Below are 22,548 nucleotides of genomic sequence, written 5' to 3'. Positions count from 1 at the left end.
GGATGAACGGTGAGGGGTGCGTCTCAGGGGCGCGCGTGGCGGCCCTCACGCCTCGGCGGTGCGGGGTCGCGGGCCTGGACCCGTCATACTCACGGGTGCGATGACCACCACTGAAACCGAGATCCTGACCGACGCCCTGCCGGCCCCGCTGCAGGTCGCCGTCGTCACGCTGGGCTGCGCCCGCAACGAGGTCGACTCCGAGGAGCTCGCCGGACGGCTCGAGGCGGGCGGCTTCGTGCTCGTCGACGACGCCGAGGAGGCCGACACCGTCGTGGTCAACACGTGCGGCTTCGTCGAGGCGGCCAAGAAGGACTCGGTCGACACGCTGCTCGAGGCCGCTGACCTCAAGGCGTCGGCCGGGCACGGCGGCCGGGCGCAGGCCGTGGTGGCCGTCGGCTGCCTGGCCGAGAGGTACGGCAAGGACCTCGCCGAGTCGCTGCCCGAGGCCGACGCGGTGCTCGGCTTCGACGACTACCCCGACATCGCCGCGCGGCTGCGCGCGATCGTGGCGGGGGAGACCCACCACCCGCACACCCCCTCCGACCGGCGCCGGCTCCTGCCCATCTCGCCGGTCGAGCGCGACGCCGCAGCGGTGTCGGTGCCCGGCCACGACGTGGTCGCGGAGGTGGGTGAGATCGGTGCCGGTGCGCCCGCCACCGGCCCGCGCGCCGTACGCCGTCGCCTCGACGCCGGCCCGATGGCGCCGCTCAAGCTGGCCAGCGGCTGCGACCGGCGCTGCTCGTTCTGCGCGATCCCCAGCTTCCGCGGGTCCTTCCTGAGCCGTCGTCCCAGCGACGTCCTGCAGGAGGGCCAGTGGCTGGCCACCCAGGGCGTCAAGGAGCTGTTCCTCGTCAGCGAGAACTCCACGTCCTACGGCAAGGACCTCGGTGACCTCCGGCTGCTGGAGACCCTGCTGCCCGAGCTGAGCGCCATCGACGGCATCGAGCGCGTCCGGGTGTCCTACCTGCAGCCCGCGGAGACCCGGCCGGGCCTCATCGAGGCGATCGCCTCCACCCCCGGAGTGGTGCCCTACTTCGACCTGTCGTTCCAGCACGCCAGCGCCGCGGTGCTGCGACGGATGCGCCGCTTCGGCGACCCCGAGAGCTTCCTCGGCCTGCTCGAGCGGATCCGCTCGCTGGCCCCGGAGGCGGGCGTTCGGTCCAACGTCATCGTGGGCTTCCCGGGGGAGACCGAGGACGACCTGCAGGCCCTGTGCGACTTCCTCGAGGCCGCGCGCATGGACGTCACCGGCGTCTTCGGCTACTCCGACGAGGACGGCACCGAGGCGGCCGGGTTCGCCGACGACCTCAAGCTCGACGAGGACGAGATCCGGGCCCGCACCGAGCACGTCACCGCGCTCGTGGAGGAGCTCAACTCCCAGCGGGCCGAGGAGCGCGTCGGCGAGCGGGTCGTGGTCCTCGTCGAGTCCGTCGAGGACGGCGTGATCGAGGGACGCGCCGCGCACCAGGGCCCCGAGGTGGACGGCACGACCCTGCTGACCGGCGCCGGCAACGCCCGGGTCGGCGACCTGGTGAGCGCCACCGTCACCGGCACCGACGGCGTCGACCTCGTCGCACGGGTGGACGGGGCAGCCGCATGACGACCCAGCACCAGCAGGCGTCCAACTTCAACATCGCCAACGTGCTCACGACGCTGCGCATCGTGATGGTGCCCTTCTTCGGGTGGGCGCTGCTGCACGACGGCGGCAACGACCCGCTCTGGCGCTGGGTCGCGTTCGGCCTGTTCGCCGTCGCCATGATCACCGACAAGATCGACGGCGACCTCGCGCGCAAGCACAACCTCATCACCGACTTCGGCAAGATCGCCGACCCCATCGCCGACAAGGCGATCACCGGCATGGCCCTCATCGGGCTGTCGGTCGTGGGCGACGTCTGGTGGTGGGTCACGATCCTGGTGCTGCTGCGCGAGTGGAGCGTGACGCTGCTGCGCCTGTCGGTCCTCAAGGACGTCGTCATCCCCGCCGCGCAGAGCGGCAAGATCAAGACGGTGCTGCAGGCCGTCGCCCTGTCCGGCCTGATCATGCCGCTGCCGCACGGTGACGCGCACGGCGGGGCCTTCGACTTCTGGCCCGGCCCGCTCGGCGAGGTGGTCTTCTACCTCGCCCAGGCGACGCTGGCCGCCGCGGTCGTCATGACGATGTGGTCGGGGTACGAGTTCTTCCGTGACGTGAGGCGCCAGAGGGGCTCGCGAGGCGCCTGAGACGGCGGTTGCGCGCGATCACCAACCCGCCGGTGAAGTTTTGGCAACACTCGCACGAATTGCCCCGAGGGGCGGAACGGATTCCGGGCCGCCGTAGGCGAAGATGCGTCGGACACATCCAGCCGAACATTCGGAGCACCTATGCGCACACCCGCGCTCCCCTCACCGCGTCGTATCGCGGTGGGAGCGGGTCTGGCCGTCCTGGCCGCCGGACTCACCCCGATCGCAGCAGCAACCGCCAACCCTGCCGGCACCGACCTCGTCATCAGCGAGGTCTATGGCGCCGGCGGCAACACCGGCGCCGTCTACAACGCAGACTTCGTCGAGCTGCGAAACCCGACGGCCGCCCCGATCAGCTTGGCGGGCAAGTACCTGCACTACCGCGCTGCCACCGGCAACTCCGGGGGCAACCCGGTCGCCCTGAGTGGCAGCGTCCCCGCGGGTGGCACGTGGCTCGTCCAGATGTCTGGGGTGGGTGCGGTGGGAGATGCGCTACCGGCCCCTGACCAGACCGCCAGCCCGGTCATCGGCATGGCTGGCGCGGGTGGTCAGGTCATCCTCGCGACCATCCCCTCGGTCATCCCCAACACGACTGCCGGCAACCTCGCGGGCGCCCCGGGCATCCTCGACATGGTCGGTACGACGGGTGCGACGAGCTTCGAGACGGCCGCCACCAGCGCACCTGCGTCGGCCACCGTGTCGCTCAACCGGAACCAGGACACCGACAACAACAGCGCGGACTTCACCACCGCCGGACCGTCGCCGACCGCGTCCGCGGCCGGCCCGGTCACCGGCCCGGCTGTCGCCACCGTGACCAACAAGTCCTTCGTGGTCGGCGAGCCGATCACGCCGTTCACCGTCACCGCGACGGGCGGCGCGACGCCGTACACGTGGTCCGCGACGGGCCTGCCCGCCGGGCTCTCGATCAGCTCCACGTCGGGCGAGGTCTCCGGCACGCCGGCGACGACCGGCAACTCCTCGGTGACTGTCACGGCGACCGACGCCGATGAGGACTCCGGCTCCACGACGTTCACCATCTCCGTGACGCCCGCAGCCGGCGCGGTCACCCCGATCGCCCAGATCCAGGGCACCGGGGCGGCGACCCCGCTCGACGGCCAGACCGTCACCACCCAGGGCGTCGTCACGGCGTCGTACCCGGCGGGCGGCCTCAACGGCTTCTACATCCAGACCCCGGGTGCCGACACCCCTGACGCGTCCGACGCCGTGTTCGTCTATGGCGGCACGTCCGGCTTCGCGAGCTACCCGGCCGTGGGCGACTCGGTCAAGGTGACCGGCCAGGCCGCCGAGTTCTCCGGGGCCACCCAGATCGTCGCCACCGACTCGGGCGTGACCTCGATCGCCTCGCTCGGCACGGTGACGCCGAAGACCGTGATCCCCGGCACCGACTGCGCGCTGCCGGGCACGAGCTGCCTCACCGGCACCGCGCTCGACCAGGCCCGCGAGCTCGCCGAGGGTGAGCTCTTCCAGCCGACCGCCCCGTGGACCGCGACCGACGTCTACGACGGTGGCCCCTACTACAACGACGGCTCGAACTCCACCGCCTTCCGCGGCGAGCTCGGCGTCGTGGCCAACAGCGCCGAGCCGCTCGTCGCCCCGACCGAGATCATCGACGCGCAGGCCACCGCTCAGGTCGCCGAGCGCAAGCGCTACAACGACGCGCACCGGATCATCCTCGACGACGGCTCGTCGTGGACCTTCTCCACGACGCAGAACAACGACAAGCCCTTCCCGTGGTTCACCGACACCCACAGCGTCCGCGTGGGATCGGCGATCACGTTCCCCAAGCCCGTCGTGTTCACCTACGGCTTCAACGCCTGGCGCGTCCTGCCCCAGTCGCAGGTCGTCGGCGACCCGACCGGAACGATCAACTTCAGCCAGACGCGTCCCTCGGCTCCCGAGGAGGTGGGCGGCGACCTGAAGCTCGCCACGTTCAACGTGCTCAACTTCTTCCCGACCACGGGCGCGGAGTTCGTGAGCTCGGGCCTGGGCACGTGCACCTACTACAACGACCGCAGCGGCGCTCCCATCAGCAACAACCAGTGCAACCCCAACGGACCTCGCGGGGCGGCCAACGAGGCGAACCTCGTCAGGCAGCGGGACAAGATCGTCGCGGCGATCAACACCGCCGACGCCGACATCGTCTCGCTCGAGGAGCTCGAGAACTCGGTCCAGTTCGGCAAGGACCGTGACTTCGCGATCAACAAGCTCGTCGACGCCCTCAACGCGGCCGCCGGCGCGGGCACCTGGGCCGCGGTGCCGTCGCCCGCGGCGAGCGAGCTGCCCCCGCTCAGCGAGCAGGACGTGATCCGCAACGGATTCATCTACCAGCCGGCCAACGTCGCGCTGGTCGGGGCGTCCGACGTCCTGGCCGACCTCTCCACGGGCACCGAGGCCTTCGCCGACGCCCGTGAGCCGGTCGCCCAGGCGTTCAAGAAGGTCGGAACGGCTGACGCCGACGCCTTCGCCGTCATCGTCAACCACTTCAAGTCCAAGGGCTCCGGCACGGCAGATCCCAACGGTCAGGGCAACGCCAACGACCGTCGGATCCTGCAGGCCAACGCGCTCGTGACGTTCACCAACGAGTTCAAGACCGCTCGGGGCATCTCGCGCGTCTTCCTGGCGGGCGACTTCAACGCCTACTCCGAGGAGGACCCGATCCAGGTCCTCGAGGCGGCCGGCTACACCAACCTCGACTCCGACACTGAGGGCGAGGAGAGCTACAACTTCGACGGCATGGTCGGCTCGCTCGACCACGTGCTCGCCAACGAGGCGGCGCTCGCGACCGTCGAGGGCGTCGACGTGTGGGACATCAACGCCTACGAGTCGGTCTACTACGAGTACGCGCGCTTCAACACCAACGTCACCAACCTCTACGTGGCCAACCCGTACCGCTCCTCCGACCACAACCCGGAGATCGTGGGCATCGACACGGCGCCCGCCGCGGACGGGCCGGTGGAGATCCAGGTGCTCGGCACCAACGACTTCCACGGTCGCCTGCTCAACAGCACCGGCGCCCCGTTCCCCAACGACGCCGGCGCAGCGGTGCTGTCCGGTGCCGTGAAGCAGCTGCGGGGGCAGCGGCCCAACACGGTGTTCGCCGCGGCCGGTGACCTCATCGGCGCCTCGACGTTCGAGTCCTTCATCCAGAAGGACGTCCCGACGATCGACGCGCTCAACGAGGCGGGCCTCGAGGTCTCCGCGGTCGGCAACCACGAGTTCGACGCCGGCTACGCCGACCTCGTCGACCGGGTGATCCCGCTCGCCGACTGGGAGTACATCGGCGCCAACGTCGACAAGCCCGGCGCTGCCGCCGAGGACCTGCTCGAGCCGACGTTCGTCAAGGAGATGGACGGCGTCCAGGTCGGCTTCATCGGCGCGGTCACCGAGCACCTCGACGAGCTGGTCTCCCCGGCCGGCATCGAGGGCGTCGAGATCGAGGACATCGTCACCGCCACCAACCGCGAGGCCGACGCCCTGCGGGCCGACGGCGTCGACGTGATCGTCCTGCTGGTCCACGAGGGTGCTCCGAGCACCGCGTGCGCCACCATGGACGACGACCCGGCCTCGGACTTCGGCTCGATCATCACCAGCGTCAACGACAACGTCGACGCCATCGTCTCGGGCCACACCCACCTCGCCTACAACTGCTCCTTCCCGGTTGCGGGCTGGGCGGACCGCGAGGTGACCGAGCGGCCGGTGGTCTCCGCCGGTCAGTACGGCACGCGCCTCAACCAGCTGCTGTTCGAGGTCGACCCCGCCACCGGCGAGGTGGAGGCCGTGACGCAGACCCTGCTCGACCTGGAGAACGGCACGGGTGCGGCTCTCTACCCCGTCGATGCCCCGACCAAGGCGATCGTCGACGCGGCCGTCGACGCGGCCGACACCCTCGGCGCGGAGGAGCTGGGCAAGATCAACGGCCCGTTCTACCGGTCCAAGCTGGCCAACGGCACGACCGAGAACCGCGGCAACGAGTCCACCCTGGGCAACCTGGTGGCCGAGGTGCAGCGCTGGGCGACGCCCGCCACAGTGGGAGGCGCACAGATCGCGTTCATGAACCCTGGCGGCATGCGTGACGACATGGTCGGCGTGTCGGGCGAATTCCCGCGCACGCTGACCTATCGCCAGGCGGCCAACGTCCAGTCGTTCGCCAACACCCTGGTGAACATGGACATGACCGGTGCCCAGATCAAGGACGTCCTCGAGCAGCAGTGGCAGCCGACCGGCGCGAGCCGGCCGTTCCTGCGACTCGGCGTCTCCGAGGGCTTCACCTACACCTACGACGCCACGAAGCCCGCGGGATCCCGCATCACGGCCATGTGGCTCGACGGTGAGCCGGTCGATGCGACCACGTCGTACTCGGTGACGGCCAACTCGTTCCTGGCAGGAGGCGGCGACAACTTCGGCGCGTTCAACCAGGCGACGGGCAAGCAGGACACCGGCAAGGTGGACCTGGCCGCGATGGTCGAGTACATGGCCGAGTTCGCCGACACCGACGCGGGCGACCAGCCCTTGCCGGTGGACTACTCGCAGCGCGCTGTCAACGTCACGTTCCCGGCGCAGGCGCCGGCGTCGTACGCTCCGGGCGACGACGTCGAGTTCAGCGTGTCCTCGCTCTCGATGAGCGGTCCGGGCGACCTGACCGACACCGAGCTCGAGATCGCGCTCGGCGACCAGGTCCTCGGCACGACGCCGGTGACCACGGCCGTCCAGGCGGCGCTGCCGGGCTTCGACGAGACCGGCACTGCCTCGGTCGACGTCGTGCTGCCCGACTGCGCGAGTGGCGAGACGTTGACGTTGACCGGTGACAAGACCGGCACGACTGTGCTCGTTCCGATCGAGGTCGACTGCATCGAGACGACCGTGGTGGCCACCGACGTGACCATCAAGGACGGCTCCGCGGGATCGATCCCTGTCGCGGTCACGCCCAGCAGCGCCACCGGCCAGGTCGTCCTCGGCCTCGGGCAGATGACGCTGGACGCCACGCTGGTCGGTGGGAAGGCCTCGATCGCGATCGCCGCCGGCGCCCTGCCGGTCGGCGTGCACCGGCTGCCGATCGGCTACACCGGCGACGACCGTCACGCGTCCTCGAAGGGCACCGTGACCGTCACGGTGACCGCCAAGGACGCACCGGTCCCGACGACCACGGAGCCGACGAAGGTGGACCCGACCCTCAAGGTGCGCGACGCCAAGGGCACGGTCGGCAAGAAGGTGCGGTTCACCGTGCGGGTCAAGGCCGGCGACGAGAGGGCCACCGGCTGGATCAAGGTCAACGTCAAGGGCTCGAAGAAGGTGTTCCGGTTCAAGGTCAAGGACGGCAAGGCCATGGTCAAGCTCCCCGCCTTCAACCGTCCCGGCACCAAGAAGGTGGTCGTGCGTTACCTCGGTGACGACACGGTCAAGCGCGACAAGACGGTGGTCAAGGTGAGGATCAGGCGCTGACCTGACACCTCGGCCACCGGCGGCCCCCGCCCTGCTACGGCAGGCCGGGGGCCGCTGTCGTGCCCGGGCCGGGAGATGTCCACAGCGGGTTCGTTCTTCGCCGGTCAGCCGCCGTGCGAGCGGGTTAGGGTGTGCCCCCACCCACCCTGATGAAAGGCCACCCACTCGTGCCAGCATCACGAACCGGTCGCAGATTCGCCCTCGCGACATCCCTGACGGCGCTGCTCGCAGCACCGCTCGCGGTCGTCGCCACCGCCGCCCCGGCCAACGCCGTGCCGACGGACGTCCAGATCCTCGCCACCAACGACTTCCACGGTCGACTGCTCGCCAACGGCGCCGAGGCGGGTGCCGCCCAGTTCGCCGGCGCCGTCGCCCAGCTCGAGGCCGACCACTCGGGCCCGACCGTCTTCGCCGCCGGCGGAGACCTCATCGGCGCCTCGACCTTCGACTCCTTCATCCAGAAGGACAAGCCCACCCTCGACGCCCTCAACGCGGCCGGCCTCGACGTGTCCGCGGCGGGCAACCACGAGTTCGACGGCGGCTACGCCGACCTCGTCAACCGCGTGATGGCGCCCTTCGACGCCACCGGCAACCCCTACGGCGGGGCGACGTGGCAGTACATCGCCGCCAACGTCCGCAAGAAGTCCGACAGCTCCTACGCGCTGCCCGACATCACCGCGCGTACGCCCGACCCGGCCGACGCCTCCGACGGCGGCACCTGGACCACGACCGTCGGCGGCGTGAAGGTCGGCTTCATCGGCGGCGTCACCGAGGAGCTGTCCTCGCTCGTGAGCCCCACCGGCATCGCCGACGTCAAGGTGAGCAGCATCATCGCCGAGACCAACGCCGCGGCCGACGCGCTCAAGGCGGACGGCGCCGACCTCGTCATCCTGCTCGTCCACGAGGGCGCTCCGACGACCAAGCTGGCCGACGCCCAGAGCAACGACAACGCGTTCGGCCGGATCGTCAACGGGGTCGACAACGACGTCAGCGCGATCATCTCCGGTCACACGCACCTGGCCTACAACCACACGATCAACGGTCGCCCGGTCGTCTCGGCCGGTCAGTACGGCACCAACCTCAACAAGCTGGTCTTCAGCGTCGACCCCGACACCGACGCGGTCAGCGTCGTGAGCCAGGAGGTCGTCGCAGCCGGCACGCTCGCGCTCACCGCGCAGGCCGCGATCGACCTGAAGGCCGAGGTCAAGCAGACCGTCGACGCCGCCGTCGCCCGTGGCAACGTGCTCGGCGCCGCCGAGCTCGGCTCCGTCGCGGGGGCGTTCGACCGGGCACGCCTGGCGAGCGGCACCGAGAACCGGGGCGGCGAGTCCACCCTCAGCAACCTGGTCGCCGAGGTCCAGCGCTGGGCCACGTCCACGCCCGAGGCGGGAGCGGCGCAGATCGCGTTCATGAACCCCGGCGGCCTGCGCGACGACATGCGCGGCGTGGCCGGCGGCTTCCCCGCCAAGCTGACCTACAAGCAGGCGGCCAACGTCCAGTCGTTCGCCAACACGCTGGTCAACATGAAGATGACGGGCGCGCAGATCAAGACGCTGCTCGAGCAGCAGTGGCAGACCAACCCGGGTGGCCCGGTCCCGACCCGGCCGTTCCTGCGCCTGGGCGTGTCGAAGGGCTTCTTCGCCACCTACGACCCCACCCGTGCCGAGGGTGACCGCGTCACCGGCATGTGGCTCGACGGCAAGCTGATCGAGCCCGCCACGCAGTACTCGGTGACGGCCAACTCGTTCCTCGCGGGCGGTGGCGACAACTTCCGCGCCTTCAACCAGGCCACGGCCAAGCGCGACACCGGCAAGGTCGACCTGCAGGCCATGGTCGACTACATGGCCCAGTTCGCCGCCAAGGCCCCGCTGGCCGTGAACACCAACCAGCAGCACGTCAACGTCACCTGGCCGGCAGGCGCCCCGCGCTTCTACCGGCTCGGCCAGAAGGTGGAGCTCGCGCTGTCGTCGCTGGCGATGACCGGTCCCACCGACCCCAAGGACGCCAAGCTCGACGTCAAGGTCGGCGACAAGGCGCTCGACGCGCAGGCCGTCAACAACACCCTCGGCACCGCCGTCTACGACGACTACGGCACCGCCGCGGTCTCGGTGAAGCTCAAGGGCAAGGTCAAGACCGGCAAGCAGCTGATCACCTTCACCGGGCCGACCACCGGCACGTCGTTCTCGCTGCCGATCGACGTCCGCAAGGCCAAGGGCGCGCTCAAGGTCCGCACCAAGCCCGGACGCGTCGTCCGCGGCGAGACCCGCACCCGGCTCAAGATCAAGGCCTCCTCGCTCGGCATCGCCGGCGTCACCGGCAAGGTCGTGGTCAAGGCCGGCGGCAAGAAGTACACGGTCAAGCTCAAGAAGGGCAAGGCGTTCGTCCGCCTCGACCGGTTCGCCAAGGCCGGCACGAAGAAGATCGTGGTGAAGTACGCCGGGAGCCGCAAGGTCCGCGGCGCCCGGGAGGTCGTCACGGTCAAGGTCCGTCGCAGCTGACGGTCCACCTGTCCCGGCTCGCGGCCCTCGTCCTGCTCAGCGCAGGGCGAGGGCCGCTTGCACGAGGGTCAGGTGGCTGAAGGCCTGCGGGAAGTTGCCCGCCATCCGGCGGTGGCCGACGTCGTACTCCTCCGAGAGCAGGCCCACGTCGTTGGCCAGTGCGCAGAGGCGATCCATCAGCGCGTGCGCCTCGTCGCGGCGCCCGGCGGCCGCGAGCGCGGAGACCAGCCAGAACGAGCAGGCGAGGAACGGGTTCTCGTCGCCGGGGATCCCGTCGACCCCCGTCTCGGTGCGGTAGCGCAGGAGGAGGCCGTCGACCGACAGGTCGGCGCGCACCGCGCCGATCGTGCCCAGCACGCGGGGGTCGTCACCGGGCAGGAAGCCGACGAGCGGGATCGTGAGCAGCGACGCGTCCACCTCGGTGGTGTCGTAGTGCTGGGTGAAGGTGCCGCGCTGGTGGTCGAAGCCCTTGTCGAGCACCTCCTCGCGCACCCGGTCGCGCAGCTCGCGCCACCGCTCCAGCGGGCCGTCGAGGCCGTGCCGCTCGATCGCCCGCACCGCGCGGTCGAACGCGACCCAGACCATGACGCGCGAGTGGGTGAAGTGGCGCTGCGGCCCGCGGATCTCCCACAGGCCGTTGTCGGGCTCGTCCCAGTGCTCGGCGAGCTCGTCGACGAGGGCGCGCTGCAGCGCCCACGAGTTGGGCGTCTCGTGCAGGCCGGCCTCGCGGGCCAGCTCGAGCGCGATCATCACCTCGCCCAGCACGTCGTTCTGCCGCTGCGAGACGGCGCCGTTGCCGATCCGCACGGGCCTGCTGTCGGCATACCCCGGCAGGTGCGGCACCTCGCGCTCGGGCAGCTGGCGGCCGCCGTCGACGGCATACATGATCTGCAGGTCGGCCGGGTCGCCGGCCACTGCCCGCAGCAGCCAGTCACGCCACTGGAGCGCCTCGTCGGGGTATCCGGCCCCGAGCAGCGACTCCAGGGTGAGGGCCGCGTCGCGCAACCAGCAGAAGCGGTAGTCCCAGTTGCGCTCGCCGCCGAAGTGCTCGGGGAGCGAGGTGGTCGGGGCGGCGACGATCCCGCCCGTCTCGTCGTGCGTCATGAGCAGCAGCGTGAGCAGGCTGCGCTGCACCAGGTCGGCGTGCGCGACGTCGCCGGGCGCGTGGTCGGACCAGGCACGCTGGTCGGCGATCGTGGCGGCGATGCGCCGATCGAAGTCCAGGGGCTCGGGCACGTCGTTCCACGAGTGCACCCAGGTGGTGGAGAACGTCACCTCGTCGCCGGCCGAGAGGTCGAACTCGTCGCTGTGGTGGCCGTCGTGGCCCCGGGGCAGGTGGGGCCCCCGGAGGACGAGCTTGTCGGGACCCGCGACCGCCACCACCAGCTCACTGCCGTGCGCGCTCTCGCGGCTCACCCACGGCCGCACCTGGCCGTAATCGGTGCGCACCACCCAGTCGTGGCGGATCCGCACCGTGCCGCGGGTGCACGTCAGGCGGCGTACGACGTCCGCGCGGCCGTCGCGGGCCGGCATCGCGTCGAGCAGCACCACCTCGCCGTCCGCGGTGGTGAACGTCGTCTCGAGCACCGCGGTGCCGTCGACGTAGCGCCTGCTGGTGGCGACGACCTCGTCGGCCGGAGCCAGCAGCCACCGGCCGTTGTCCTCGGTGCCCAGCAGCGCCGCGAAGCACGCGGGGGAGTCGAAGCGCGGCAGGCAGAGCCAGTCGATCGAGCCGTCCTTGCCCACCAGAGCGGCCGTGCCGCGGTCGCCGATGAGTGCGTAGTCCTCGATGGGAAGTGCCATGCGGCTAGTCTCGCCGACATGTGGTCAGGGGATCGGGCAGGCGACACCGCCGCGCGCGTCCTGGCGTCCCTGGCGCGGCGCGACGAGACCCTCGCGACGGCCGAGTCGCTGACCGGCGGGCTGCTGGCGGCGCGGCTGACGGACGTGCCGGGCGCGTCACGCGGCTTCGTCGGGGGAGTGGTGTCGTACGCCACGAGGGTCAAGGTCGCGACGCTCGGCATCCCCGCCGCGGTGGTCGAGGAGCACGGCGTGGTGTCCCAGGAGTGCGCGCTCGCGATGGCGAGCGGCGTGCGCGACCGCCTCGCGACCACGTGGGGCCTGGCCACCACCGGGGTCGCCGGGCCCGACGAGCAGGAGGGCCGGCCGGTCGGGACGGTCTGGGTGGCGGTGGCCGGTCCGGACGGGTCGACGGCGCGCCTGCTGGGCCTCGACGGCGACCGGGCGGCGATCCGCGAGGCCACGTGCGACGCGGTCCTGGCGCTCCTGGCGGACCAGCTGAGGTCCTGATCGGCGTCGAAGTGCGGGTAACCGGTCGGGAAGAAGGGGCCCTCGGGTAGCGTTGGGGCAGAGACTTCCTCACCCACGCAACTCCGAGAGCAAGGACTCACGCATGGTGCTCTTCCGACGACTGCTCGGCGACGTGCTCCGGCGTGCGCGGATGCAGCGCGGGATGACCCTGCGGGAGCTGTCGGCCGAGGCTCGCGTCAGCCTGGGCTACATCTCCGAGATCGAGCGGGGCCAGAAGGAGGCGTCGTCCGAGCTCCTGGCGTCGCTGTGCCAGGCGATGGACCTGCCGCTGTCGGACGTGCTGCGCGAGGTCGCCGACGCGGTCTCGATCGAGGAGGCGGCCCTCGGCATGGTCGTCAGCGCCCGCCCGGCCCGCGACGTGGTGGCCTCCGCCGCCTGACCCGGCTCATCGCGCGGGCTGGCAGCTCGGGCACCAGTAGGCGGCCCGCTCACGCCCCGGGTCGCCGAGCATCGCGACCGCGATCGGCGTGCCGCAGCGCCGACACGGCGAGCGGTCGCGCCGGTAGACCCACATCCGCTCCCGGGGACGGAGGTCGCCGGTCGTGGTCTGGATCGCCCGCTCCTTGTTGGCCTGGAGCATCTGCTGGCCGCGGCGCACGAGCCGGGGGAGCTGGTCGACCGTCGCCACGGCGTCGGCGGGGTTGACACCCATCGTGAAGCACAGCTCGGCCATGTACATGTTGCCGATGCCCGCCAGGTTGCGCTGGTCGAGCAGCGCCTCGCCGATCGGGCGAGCCGGCTGGGACCGCAGGTTGGCCAGGGCACGGTCGGCGTCCCAGTCGGGCCCGAGCAGGTCGGGGCCGAGGTGCGCCACGAGCCCGGCCTCCTGCTCGCGCGGCACCAGCTCGACGACGCCGAGCTGGAAACCGACCGCCGTGCGGCCCGCGATGCCCAGCACCAGGCGGACCTGGGCGTCGGGACGTCGCCACCGCTCGCCCGTGGGGTAGACGTGCCACGAGCCCTCCATCTTGAGGTGGGTGTGGATCGTCCAGGCGCGCTCGTGGTCGACGCGGGTGAGCAGGTGCTTGCCGCGCGACAGGGTGCGGATGACGGTGCCCTCGCGGAGGTCGACGGTGGCGAAGGCCGGCACGCGGAAGTCGGTGAGCGTGAGCCGGTGACCGGTGAGCGCGCGGTCGAGCCTGGCCGCGGCCCGGTAGACGGTGTCCCCCTCAGGCACGCAGCCTCAACCCCTTCGGCGTCGCCACGAACCCCGCCGCCGTCAGCGCCAGCCGGATCGGGGTCTCTCGGCCGCTGCCGATGAGCGCCTGCCCGTCGGCCTTCTCCACGGTGAGCCGACCGAGCGCGCCACGGCGGGCGGCCTCGGCCAGGGCGGCCATCGCCGGCGTGAGCACGTCGAGGTCGTCGCTCCAGGTGAGCAGCGTGCGGCCGCCGCGCTCGACGTAGACGGTCAACGCGCCGTCGACGAGCACGACCAGGGCGCCCGCCTTGCGGCCGGGCCGGTGGCCGGCGCGCTCGGGGTCGCCGGCGTCGGGCCACGGCAGGGCGGCGCCGTAGACGTTGGCCGGGTCGGTGGCCGCGAGGGCGACGACCGACGGCTTGGTGCCGGGCCTGGCGCTGTCGGGCTCGGCGAAGGTGCGCAGCCGGTCGATCGCGCCGGCGGTGCCGAACTGAGCGGCCCCCAGGCCCTCGATGAAGTAGCCGCGGCGGCAGCGGCCGGTGTCCTCGAAGGCGCTGAGCACCTTGTAGACGCCCGCGAAGCCGCCCGCCACGCGCTCGCTGACGACGGCGCCGCGGGTGACGACGCCGTGCCGCTCGAGGAGGTGCTCGGCGCGGGCGTGCGCGCGTCGGGTCGGGTCGCCGTCGCGCTCGGGAAGCAGCGCCCAGCGGCCGGCGGTCTCGGGCGGGCCGGTGCGCACCGGCATCCGGCCCCGGGTCGTGCGCCCCATCCGCGGTGGCGTACGCCGGGTGCGGTGGGAGGGCGTGCCGCTGCGGACGAGCGCACGCAGCGGGGCGAGCGTGTCGTTGGTGACCAGGCCCTTCCACACCAGCTCCCACAGGGCGGTGCTGAGCTCGGCGTCGGTGGTGGAGCCGACCCGGTCGGCGAGCTGGCGGAAGAACCAGGCCCCTCCCGGGTCGAGCGCGTCGAGGACGGCCCGCTGGAGGCCGTCGGGCTCGTCGCCCTCGACCTCGGGCAGGGTCAGGTGCGCCTGGTCGGCGAGGTGGAGGCTGACCCAGCCGTCGCTGCCCGGCAGTGGCGCGTGGCCGGTCCAGATGACCTCTCCGGAGGCGGTGAGCTCGTCGAGCATCGACGGCTCGTAGTCGCGGACGCGGGCCGCGAGGACCAGCGGCTCGAGGGCGCTGGCGGGGACGGGACACCCGGCCAGCTGGTCGATGGCGGCGACGACCCCGTCGACCCCGCGCAGCGAGCCGCCCACCCGCTGCCACGCGGGCAGGAAGCGGGCGACCGCGTCGTGGCCGACCGGCTCGATCTCCTGGCGCAGGCGGGCGAGCGAGCGGCGACGCAGCTTGCGCAGCACCTCGGCGTCGCACCACTCGGTGCCCGATCCCGAGGGTCGGAACTCGCCGTCGAGCACCCGCCCGCGGTGCGCGAGCCGCTGGAGGGTCTGTCGCGCGACCGCCTCGCCGAGGCCGAGCCGGGTCGCGACCTCGGCGGTGGTGAACGGGCCGTGGCTGCGGGCGTAGCGCGAGACGAGGTCGCCGAGCGGGTCGTCGGGCAGCTGGAGGAACGCCTCGGGGGTGCCGACCGGGACGGGCACGCCGAGGCCGTCGCGCAGCCGGCCGATGTCCTCGATCGCGGTCCACCGGTCCTCCCCGGCCATCCGGACCAGCGCGACCCGGCGGTCGAGGGAGGACAGCCACGTCTCGACGTCGGCGCCGTCGACCGCCCTCGCCCGGATCTCGTCGGTCGACAGCGGTCCGACCAGGCGCAGCAGGTCGGCGACGGCCTCGGCGTCGCGGGCGCGACGGTCGGGGGCGAGCCACTGGAGCTCGGCCTCGACCTCGGTCAGCACCTCGGGGTCGAGCAGCTCGCGCAGCTCGGCCCGGCCGAGCAGCTCGGCCAGCAGACCCTGGTCGAGGGACAGCGCGGCGGCGCGGCGCTCGGCGATGGGGGAGTCGCCCTCGTAGACGAACTGCGCGACGTAGCCGAAGAGCAGGCTGCGGGCGAACGGACTGGGCTGGGTGGTCGCGACGTCGAGGACGGTGACCTCGCGCCGCTGCACGCGACCCAGCAGGGTGACCAGGGCGGGCAGGTCGTAGACGTCCTGCAGGCACTCGCGCACGGCCTCCAGCACGATGGGGAACGCGGGGTAGCGGCTCGCCACCTCCAGGAGCTGGGCGCTGCGTTGGCGCTGCTGCCACAGCGGGCTGCGCCGTCCCGGGTCGCGGCGCGGGAGCAGCAGGGCGCGGGCGGCGCACTCGCGGAAGCGGCTGGCGAACAGCGCCGACCCGCCGACCTCCTGGGTGACGAGCTGCTCGATCTCGTCGGGCTCGAAGACGATGACCTCGCCGGTGGGCGGCTCGGCGTCGGTGTCGGGGATGCGGATGACGATGCCGTCGTCGGAGGCGACCGCCTGGCCGTCGATGTCGAAGCGCTCGCGCAGCCGGGCGTTGATGGCCAGCGCCCAGGGGGCGTGGACCGGGGTGCCGTAGGGGGAGTGGACGACCAGGCGCCAGTCGCCGAGCTCGTCGCGGAACCGCTCGACCACGATCTGGGTGTCGTTGGGCACGACCTGCGTGGCCTCGCGCTGCTCGCCGAGGTAGGTGACGAGGTTGGTGGCCGCGTTGACGTCGAGGCCCCGTTCGCGGACACTCGCGATCGCCGCGGCCACCGGCTTGGCGGCCAGCTCGCGGGTGAACGCGCCGACGGCCGCGCCGAGCTCGGCGGGGCGGCCGAGGGCGTCGCCCTTCCAGAACGGCAGGCGGCCCGGGATGCCGGGCGCCGGCGTCACGAGCACGCGGTCGTGGGTGATGTCCTCGATGCGCCAGCTGGTGGCGCCGAGGGCGAAGACGTCGCCCACGCGCGACTCGTAGACCATCTCCTCGTCGAGCTCGCCGACCCGGCTGGCCTTCTCGCCGACGAGGAAGACGCCGAACAGCCCGCGGTCGGGGATGGTGCCGCCGCTGGTGACGGCGAGCCGCTGGGCGCCGGGGCGTCCGCTGAGCTTGTCGGTCACCCGGTCCCACACGATGCGGGGGCGCAGCTCGGCGAACTCCTCGCTGGGGTAGCGCCCGCTCAGCAGGTCGAGGGTGGCGTCGAACGCCGAGCGGGGGAGCTGGGTGTAGGAGGCGGAGCGGGTGACGAGGGCGAACAGCTCGTCGACGTGCCACTCCTCCATCGCGAGGGCGGCGACGACCTGCTGGGCGAGGACGTCGAGGGGGTTGGTCGGCACCGCCATCCGCTCGATGGCGCCCGAGCGCATCCGCTCGACCGACACGGCGGTCTGCGCGAGGTCGCCGCGGTGCTTGGGGAACAGCACGCCGCGGCTGACCTCGCCGACCTGGTGGCCGGCGCGACCGACGCGCTGGAGCGCGCTGGCGACGCTCGGCGGGGACTCGATCTGGACGACGAGGTCGACCGATCCCATGTCGATGCCGAGCTCGAGGCTGCTGGTGGCGACCACGCAGGGCAGCCGCCCGCGCTTGAGGTCGTCCTCGATGACGGCGCGCTGCTCCTTGGAGACCGAGCCGTGGTGGGCCTTGGCGATGATCGTGCCGGCGCCGCTGCTCTGCCCCGACTGGGCCATGACCTGGGCCGGCGGTCCGTGGCCGGGAGCCTCCCGGCCGTCGGCCTCCCCGACTCCTGCGGCGGCCCGCTCGGCGCGGTCGGTGGCGATCTCGTTGAGCCGCGCGGTGAGCCGCTCGGCGAGGCGGCGCGAGTTGGCGAAGACGATCGTGGAGCGGTGCTGCTCGACGAGGTCGACGACGTGCTCCTCGACGTGCGGCCAGATGCTGGTCGAGCGACCCGGGTCGCCCGACTCCTCGTCGTACTCCTCGGGCATCGTCATGTCCTCGACCGGCACGACGACCCGCAGGTCCCACTCCTTGGTGCTGGGCGGGGCGACGATCTCGACGGGCTGGGTGCCGCCGAGGAACCGCGCCACCTCCTCCAGGGGACGCACCGTCGCGCTGAGGCCGATGCGCTGGGCGGGCCGGTCGAGCAGGGCGTCGAGGCGCTCGAGGCTGATGCCGAGGTGGGCGCCGCGCTTGGTGCCGGCGACGGCGTGGACCTCGTCGATGATCACCGTGTCGACGCCACGCAGCGTCTCGCGCGCCTGGCTGGTGAGCATCAGGAACAGCGACTCGGGCGTGGTGATCAGGATGTCGGGCGGGGTGGTGCCGAGCTTGCGCCGCTCGGCGGGGCTGGTGTCGCCGGAGCGCAGGCCGACCGTGAGGTCGGGGACCGTGGTCTCGAGCCGCTCGGCGGTGTGGCGGATGCCGGTCAGGGGAGCGCGGAGGTTGCGCTCGACGTCGACGCCGAGCGCCTTGAGCGGGGAGATGTAGAGGACGCGGGTGCGCCGGGTCTTGTCGTCGGGGCGCTCCGTGCTGAGCAGCCGGTCGATGGCGTGGAGGAACGCACTCAGCGTCTTGCCGCTGCCGGTCGGGGCGACGACGAGCGCGTGCTTGCCGGCGGCGATGGCGTCCCACGCGCCCTCCTGCGCCGGGGTCGGGCTCGCGAACGACGCCTCGAACCACGCGCGCGTGGGCGCGCTGAAGCGGTCGAGGGCGGTCATGCCTGCAGTCTTGCACCGAGGCCCGACACCGGACCCGCCCTGAAGGCGGTGCGCGGCCGTCCGGCGCCGCCCCCACCAAATGGTGGATGTTCGCGCCGACAGCCGCGCGTGCGGCGTCCACGCGCGCAGAGTGGGGCCATGACGGCAGTTCTTCTCGACGAGACGGCCACGGTGGTCCGTGAGCTGGCTGTCGCTGCCGACTCGTTCGCGGCGCGGGCCGAGGAGCAGGAGGCCTGCCGCGACCGGGCGCGACCCGGCACCGCCGTTCAGCACCGCCACGCGCACTCCGCCACCCTCTGGCGTACGGCGGAGCGGTGTCTCCGGGTGCGGATCGCGGAGCTGGAGTGCTCGACGTCCGGGTGAAGCCGCAGCCGTTGCGCGCCGCTCCGCCCCGGCCCGTGAGGTCGCCGGGACCGCCATACTGGGCCGATGTGGGTCCAGGACTTCGCGGGGGCAGCGGGGCAGCGGCCCGACCCGCGGGTGTGGACCCACGACCTCGGCGGCGGAGGCTGGGGTGACCGGCAGCGACAGGTCTACACCGACGACGTGGCCAACGCCGCCCTCGACGGCGCCGGGCACCTCGCGATCACGGCGCGGCGCGAGCCCGACGGCACGATCACCTCGGCACGGCTGACGACGCGCACCGGCTTCGCCACGACGTACGGCCGGGTCGAGGCGCGCATCAAGGTGCCGGGTGGCCGCGGCACGTGGCCCGCCTTCTGGATGCTGGGCACCGACATCGACGAGGTCGGCTGGCCCGGGTGTGGCGAGATCGACGTCATGGAGCACGTCGGAGCCGATCCCGGGCGCGCGCACGGCACGGTCCACGGCCCGGGCTTCAGCGGGATCGGCGGGGGCATCGGCTCGGCGATGGACGCAGGCACGGACCTGTCCGAGGACTTCCACGACTACGCCGTCGTCTGGGACCGGTCCGGGATCACGTGGCGCCTCGACGGCCGGGAGCACCACCGGGTGGCGCCGGCCGACGTCCCCGGCCCCTGGCCGTTCGACCATGCCTTCTTCCTCCTCGTCAACCTGGCGATCGGGGGCGACTGGCCCGGCCACGACACCGACGACCCGGAGCTCCCTGCGGTGCTCCTGGTCGACCGGATCCGCGTCGAGGCGCTCCCCTAGGGTCTCGTCGCCGGCGCCCGCCCTGTCTCCGATCCGTCCCGCGCACGGGCCCGGCCGGTCGTAGGGTCGGCCCATGTCCGACTTCACCTGGCTCCCGGCCAACCGCGCGACGGCTGAGGACGTCGAGGCGGTGTTCGCCACCGGGGGAGCTCACAAGTGCCGTTGCCAGGCCATGAAGGTGCCGGGCTGGATCTGGCGCGACACCACCCAGGAGCAGAGGGACACCGCGCTGGTCGAGCAGACCGCCTGCGGCACCGCCGGTCCGACGTCCGGGCTGATCGGGTACGTCGACGGCGAGCCGGCCGGGTGGGTGGCGGTGGAGCCGCGGGAGAACTACCCCCGGCTGTGGAGCCGCAAGCAGGCCTGGATGCGGATGGACCCCGACCTCGAGGGGGTCTGGTCGGTCACCTGCTTCGTCGTGCGCAAGGGCTGGCGACGTGCGGGACTGACCTACGAGCTCGCCGCTGCCACCGTGGCGTACGGCGAGCAGGTCGGCGCCCGCGTCCTGGAGGGCTACCCGATCGACCCCCCGGCGGGAAAGACCGTGATCTGGGACGAGGCCTCGGTGGGCCTGGTGCAGGTCTTCCTCGAGGCCGGCTACGAGGTGGTGGCCTCGCCCACCCTGCGGCGGCGCGTGGTGCGGCGGGTGCTCGACAGCGCCTCGTGACCTGCCCGTTTGCATGACCCGCGTGTGCGAGCAAGGGTGGAGCAGACACATTCTCCCTACGGAAGGAGAGCTCGTGCTTGCTCTCACCGAGAACGTGACCGACATCGTCAAGAGGCTCGCCGAGGAGGTGCCGGAGATCTCCGCACTCCGCATCGCCACCGAGGCGGACGGGCAGTCCCTGTCCGTGAGCCCCGCCGACCACGCGGAGGCCGACGACCTGGTCGTCGAGCAGGACGGAGCCACGATCTACGTCGACGGGCCGGCATCGGAGTTCCTCGCCGACAAGGTGCTCGATGGGGGCGTGGACGAGGAGGGCAACATCCAGTTCGCGCTCGGCCAGCAGGCCTGACCCACCCGGCCGGCACCCGGCCGACACCAGAACCGACGGAGTCCTGGGCCCATGGGGGCCCAGGACTCCGTTGTCTCCGGCGGCCGCCCGCCTCGTCCCGCTTCGGGGTAGTGAGGGACGGTCTGGTCGGAAATCGGCCCCCGGACCACCCGTTCCGTCCCTCACTACCCGGGCGGACGGGGCGAGGAGGGCGGTCCGGTCCGGGGGGTGCCGCACTGGGTAGGCTCGCCGCTGTGGCAAGTCAGCTCCGTCCCGTGACGGTGGTCGGTGCGTGGGCTGTGGCGCTGGTCCTCCTCGCCGGTGTCGGGGTGGTGGGGGCCTCGTCGCCCCGCGCGCTGGACGGGCAGTCGGCACCGACGCTCGCCACCCTCGTCGTGGGGTTGGTCGCCATCACCGCCCAGGCCGCCGTGCTGCTCCGGGGCCTGGTCCAACGGCGTACGTCGGCGGCGGTGGCGCTCCTCGCGGTCTGCGCGATCGTGCCGCTGGCGGCAGCCGCGGGGCTGGGGGTGGCAACCGGCGTCACCACGGTCGCGGCGCTCGTCGCGGCGTACGCCGTGGTGCTCACGACCGCGTGGGGGCGGGCGGTGCCGGTGCTGGCGGGAGCGGGCATCCTGCTCGCCCTCGGGGAGGTCGTGCGCGCGAGCCGCGACGAGGGACTCACGACGGGATCGGTGGGTCTGGCGGTGGCGCAGGGCGTGGGGACGGTGGCGCTCGCCGCGGTGGTCGGGGCGGTCGTCGTCGCGCGCCGCGACGCCGTCGTGGCCCGCGCCGCGCAGGCCCGGGCCCAAGCGGGGGAGCAGGCCGCGCTCACCCAGGCCGCGGTCGCCCGGCAACGCACGGCGATGGCGCGCGAGCTGCACGACATCGCGGCGCACCACCTCTCGGGCATCGCGGTGATGACCGCCGCGCTCGACCGGCAGATCGACACCGACCCGGCCGGGGCCAAGGTGGCGGTGCGCCAGGTCCGGCAGCAGAGCACGGCGATGCTCAAGGACCTACGACAACTCGTGGCGCTGCTGCGCGACGACGACGGCGGCACCGGCGAGGGCGCGCGGGAGGTGGAGCCGGAGACCCTGGACGGCGTGGTGCGCCTGGTGCGCGACGCGCGCGCCGCCGGTCGCGACGTCACCCTCACCGTGCTGGGCGCGGCGACGGACCGCCTCGCCGAGCTGGACGTCGGGCCGCTGGCCCAGCTGGCGGCGCACCGCACGGTGCAGGAGGCGCTGGCCAACGCGGCGCGCCACGCGCCGGCCGCCGCGTGCGAGGTCGTCGTCGACGCCCGCGACCCGGCCGCGCTCGTCCTCACCGTCCGCAACGTCGCGCCCTCCTCGGCGCCGCTGCCCGGTGGTGGTGGGGGGTTCGGCATCCTCGGGATGCGCGAGCGGGCCGAGCTCACCGGGTCCGACCTCGTCACCGGCCCGACGCCCGACGGCGGCTTCGTGGTCACCCTGACCGTGCCGCGCGAGGAGGAGGACCGGTGAGCGACGCCGTGATCCGCGTGGTGGTCGCCGACGACCAGCCGCTCGTACGCGCGGGGCTGACGACGATGATCGGCGCCGAGCCCGACCTCGAGGTGGTGGCCGCGGTGGCCGACGGCCGGGCGGCCGTCGACGCCGCGCGGTCCCTCGCCGCCGACGTGGTCTGCATGGACATCCGGATGCCTGGGACCGACGGCATCACCGCGACGGCCGAGCTGTGCGGCCCGGACGTGGCCGACCCGATCCCGGTGCTGGTCATCACGACGTTCGACGTCGACGACTACCTGTTCGGTGCGCTCGAGGCGGGCGCCTCGGGGTTCCTGCTCAAGGACGCCGAGCCGGAGACCGTCGTCGACGCCGTCCGCGCGGTCGCCGGCGGGCACGGCACGCTCGACAACAGCCTCACCCGACGGGTCGTGGCCGAGATGGTCACCCGGCGACGCACCCAGCCGGTCGTCGCCGCCCGCGCCACCGACCTGCTGACCCCGCGCGAGCTCGACATCCTGCTGCTCCTGGCGCAGGGGATGTCGAACGACGAGGTCGCCCGCACGCTGGTGGTGGAGACCTCGACGGTGAAGTCGCACCTCGCCCGGATGCTGCCCAAGCTGGGCGTGAAGTCGCGGCTGCAGGCGGTCGTGTGGGCCTATCAGAACGGTGTGGTCGAGGTCGACGGCTGAGGCTTGCACCCAAAGGTGCA

At 72.5% G+C, this 22,548-nt stretch carries 15 protein-coding genes; 12 read left to right on the top strand and 3 right to left on the bottom strand.

All coding sequences use genetic code 11. From position 1 onward, the window contains the following. Positions 1-148: 148 nt before the first annotated feature. From rimO to AC54T2_RS15565, 4 genes are all read left to right on the top strand, one after another. On the top strand, positions 149-1,600 hold the full coding sequence (rimO, locus tag AC54T2_RS15580) for a 30S ribosomal protein S12 methylthiotransferase RimO (RefSeq protein WP_496666713.1): 1,452 nt from the start codon (positions 149-151) through the stop codon (positions 1,598-1,600). Next, positions 1,597-2,220, top strand: a complete 624-nt coding sequence (gene pgsA, locus AC54T2_RS15575; RefSeq protein WP_186341938.1) for a CDP-diacylglycerol--glycerol-3-phosphate 3-phosphatidyltransferase — start codon at positions 1,597-1,599, stop codon at positions 2,218-2,220. Before rimO ends, pgsA begins: the two co-directional genes overlap by 4 nt. 141 nt (positions 2,221-2,361) lie before the next feature. Further along, positions 2,362-7,680: an ExeM/NucH family extracellular endonuclease gene (locus AC54T2_RS15570; RefSeq protein WP_496666621.1), complete on the top strand. Its 5,319-nt coding sequence runs from the start codon at positions 2,362-2,364 to the stop codon at positions 7,678-7,680. Positions 7,681-7,847: 167 nt separating this feature from the next. Continuing rightward, entirely contained in the window at positions 7,848-10,178 is a 2,331-nt protein-coding gene (locus tag AC54T2_RS15565; RefSeq protein ID WP_496666620.1) for a bifunctional metallophosphatase/5'-nucleotidase, read from the top strand. 36 nt (positions 10,179-10,214) lie between these two features. On the opposite strand, the gene AC54T2_RS15560 is transcribed toward AC54T2_RS15565, so the two are convergent. Beyond that, positions 10,215-11,981 (bottom strand): glycoside hydrolase family 15 protein, encoded by a 1,767-nt coding sequence (locus tag AC54T2_RS15560; RefSeq protein WP_496666619.1) that lies wholly within the window; start codon positions 11,979-11,981, stop codon positions 10,215-10,217. Between the two features lie 18 nt (positions 11,982-11,999). Between AC54T2_RS15560 and AC54T2_RS15555 the strand changes: the two genes are divergently transcribed. Together AC54T2_RS15555 and AC54T2_RS15550 are read left to right on the top strand one after the other, a co-directional pair. After that, a complete protein-coding gene (locus tag AC54T2_RS15555; protein ID WP_186341942.1) occupies positions 12,000-12,488 on the top strand; it encodes a CinA family protein in 489 nt (162 codons plus the stop codon). A gap of 103 nt (positions 12,489-12,591) precedes the next feature. Next, entirely contained in the window at positions 12,592-12,888 is a 297-nt protein-coding gene (locus tag AC54T2_RS15550; RefSeq protein WP_186341943.1) for a helix-turn-helix domain-containing protein, read from the top strand. 6 nt (positions 12,889-12,894) lie between these two features. Here AC54T2_RS15550 and AC54T2_RS15545 read toward each other — a convergent pair whose 3' ends face one another. Both AC54T2_RS15545 and AC54T2_RS15540 read right to left on the bottom strand, forming a co-directional pair. Then, positions 12,895-13,686 (bottom strand): DNA-formamidopyrimidine glycosylase family protein, encoded by a 792-nt coding sequence (locus AC54T2_RS15545; protein WP_496666618.1) that lies wholly within the window; start codon positions 13,684-13,686, stop codon positions 12,895-12,897. Next, a complete protein-coding gene (locus AC54T2_RS15540; RefSeq protein WP_496666617.1) occupies positions 13,679-18,223 on the bottom strand; it encodes an ATP-dependent helicase in 4,545 nt (1,514 codons plus the stop codon). Before AC54T2_RS15540 ends, AC54T2_RS15545 begins: the two co-directional genes overlap by 8 nt. A gap of 138 nt (positions 18,224-18,361) precedes the next feature. Between AC54T2_RS15540 and AC54T2_RS15535 the strand changes: the two genes are divergently transcribed. The 6 genes from AC54T2_RS15535 to AC54T2_RS15510 all read left to right on the top strand — a co-directional run bounded on the left by AC54T2_RS15535 (position 18,362) and on the right by AC54T2_RS15510 (position 22,528). Continuing rightward, on the top strand, positions 18,362-18,586 hold the full coding sequence (locus tag AC54T2_RS15535; RefSeq protein WP_186341946.1) for a hypothetical protein: 225 nt from the start codon (positions 18,362-18,364) through the stop codon (positions 18,584-18,586). Between the two features lie 66 nt (positions 18,587-18,652). Beyond that, positions 18,653-19,357, top strand: a complete 705-nt coding sequence (locus AC54T2_RS15530; protein ID WP_496666616.1) for a glycoside hydrolase family 16 protein — start codon at positions 18,653-18,655, stop codon at positions 19,355-19,357. Positions 19,358-19,430: 73 nt separating this feature from the next. Beyond that, positions 19,431-20,024, top strand: a complete 594-nt coding sequence (locus tag AC54T2_RS15525; protein ID WP_496666615.1) for a hypothetical protein — start codon at positions 19,431-19,433, stop codon at positions 20,022-20,024. A gap of 73 nt (positions 20,025-20,097) precedes the next feature. Next, entirely contained in the window at positions 20,098-20,373 is a 276-nt protein-coding gene (locus AC54T2_RS15520; protein WP_186341949.1) for a Fe-S cluster assembly protein HesB, read from the top strand. A gap of 233 nt (positions 20,374-20,606) precedes the next feature. After that, positions 20,607-21,854, top strand: a complete 1,248-nt coding sequence (locus AC54T2_RS15515; protein WP_496666614.1) for a sensor histidine kinase — start codon at positions 20,607-20,609, stop codon at positions 21,852-21,854. Further along, on the top strand, positions 21,851-22,528 hold the full coding sequence (locus AC54T2_RS15510; RefSeq protein WP_277395317.1) for a response regulator: 678 nt from the start codon (positions 21,851-21,853) through the stop codon (positions 22,526-22,528). The genes AC54T2_RS15515 and AC54T2_RS15510 overlap by 4 nt, the downstream gene beginning before the upstream one ends. The last annotated feature ends 20 nt before the right edge of the window (positions 22,529-22,548 follow it).

Source organism: Nocardioides sp. Z35_8 (genome assembly GCF_059621125.1).
This window is presented reverse-complemented; position numbering and strand designations above follow the sequence as displayed.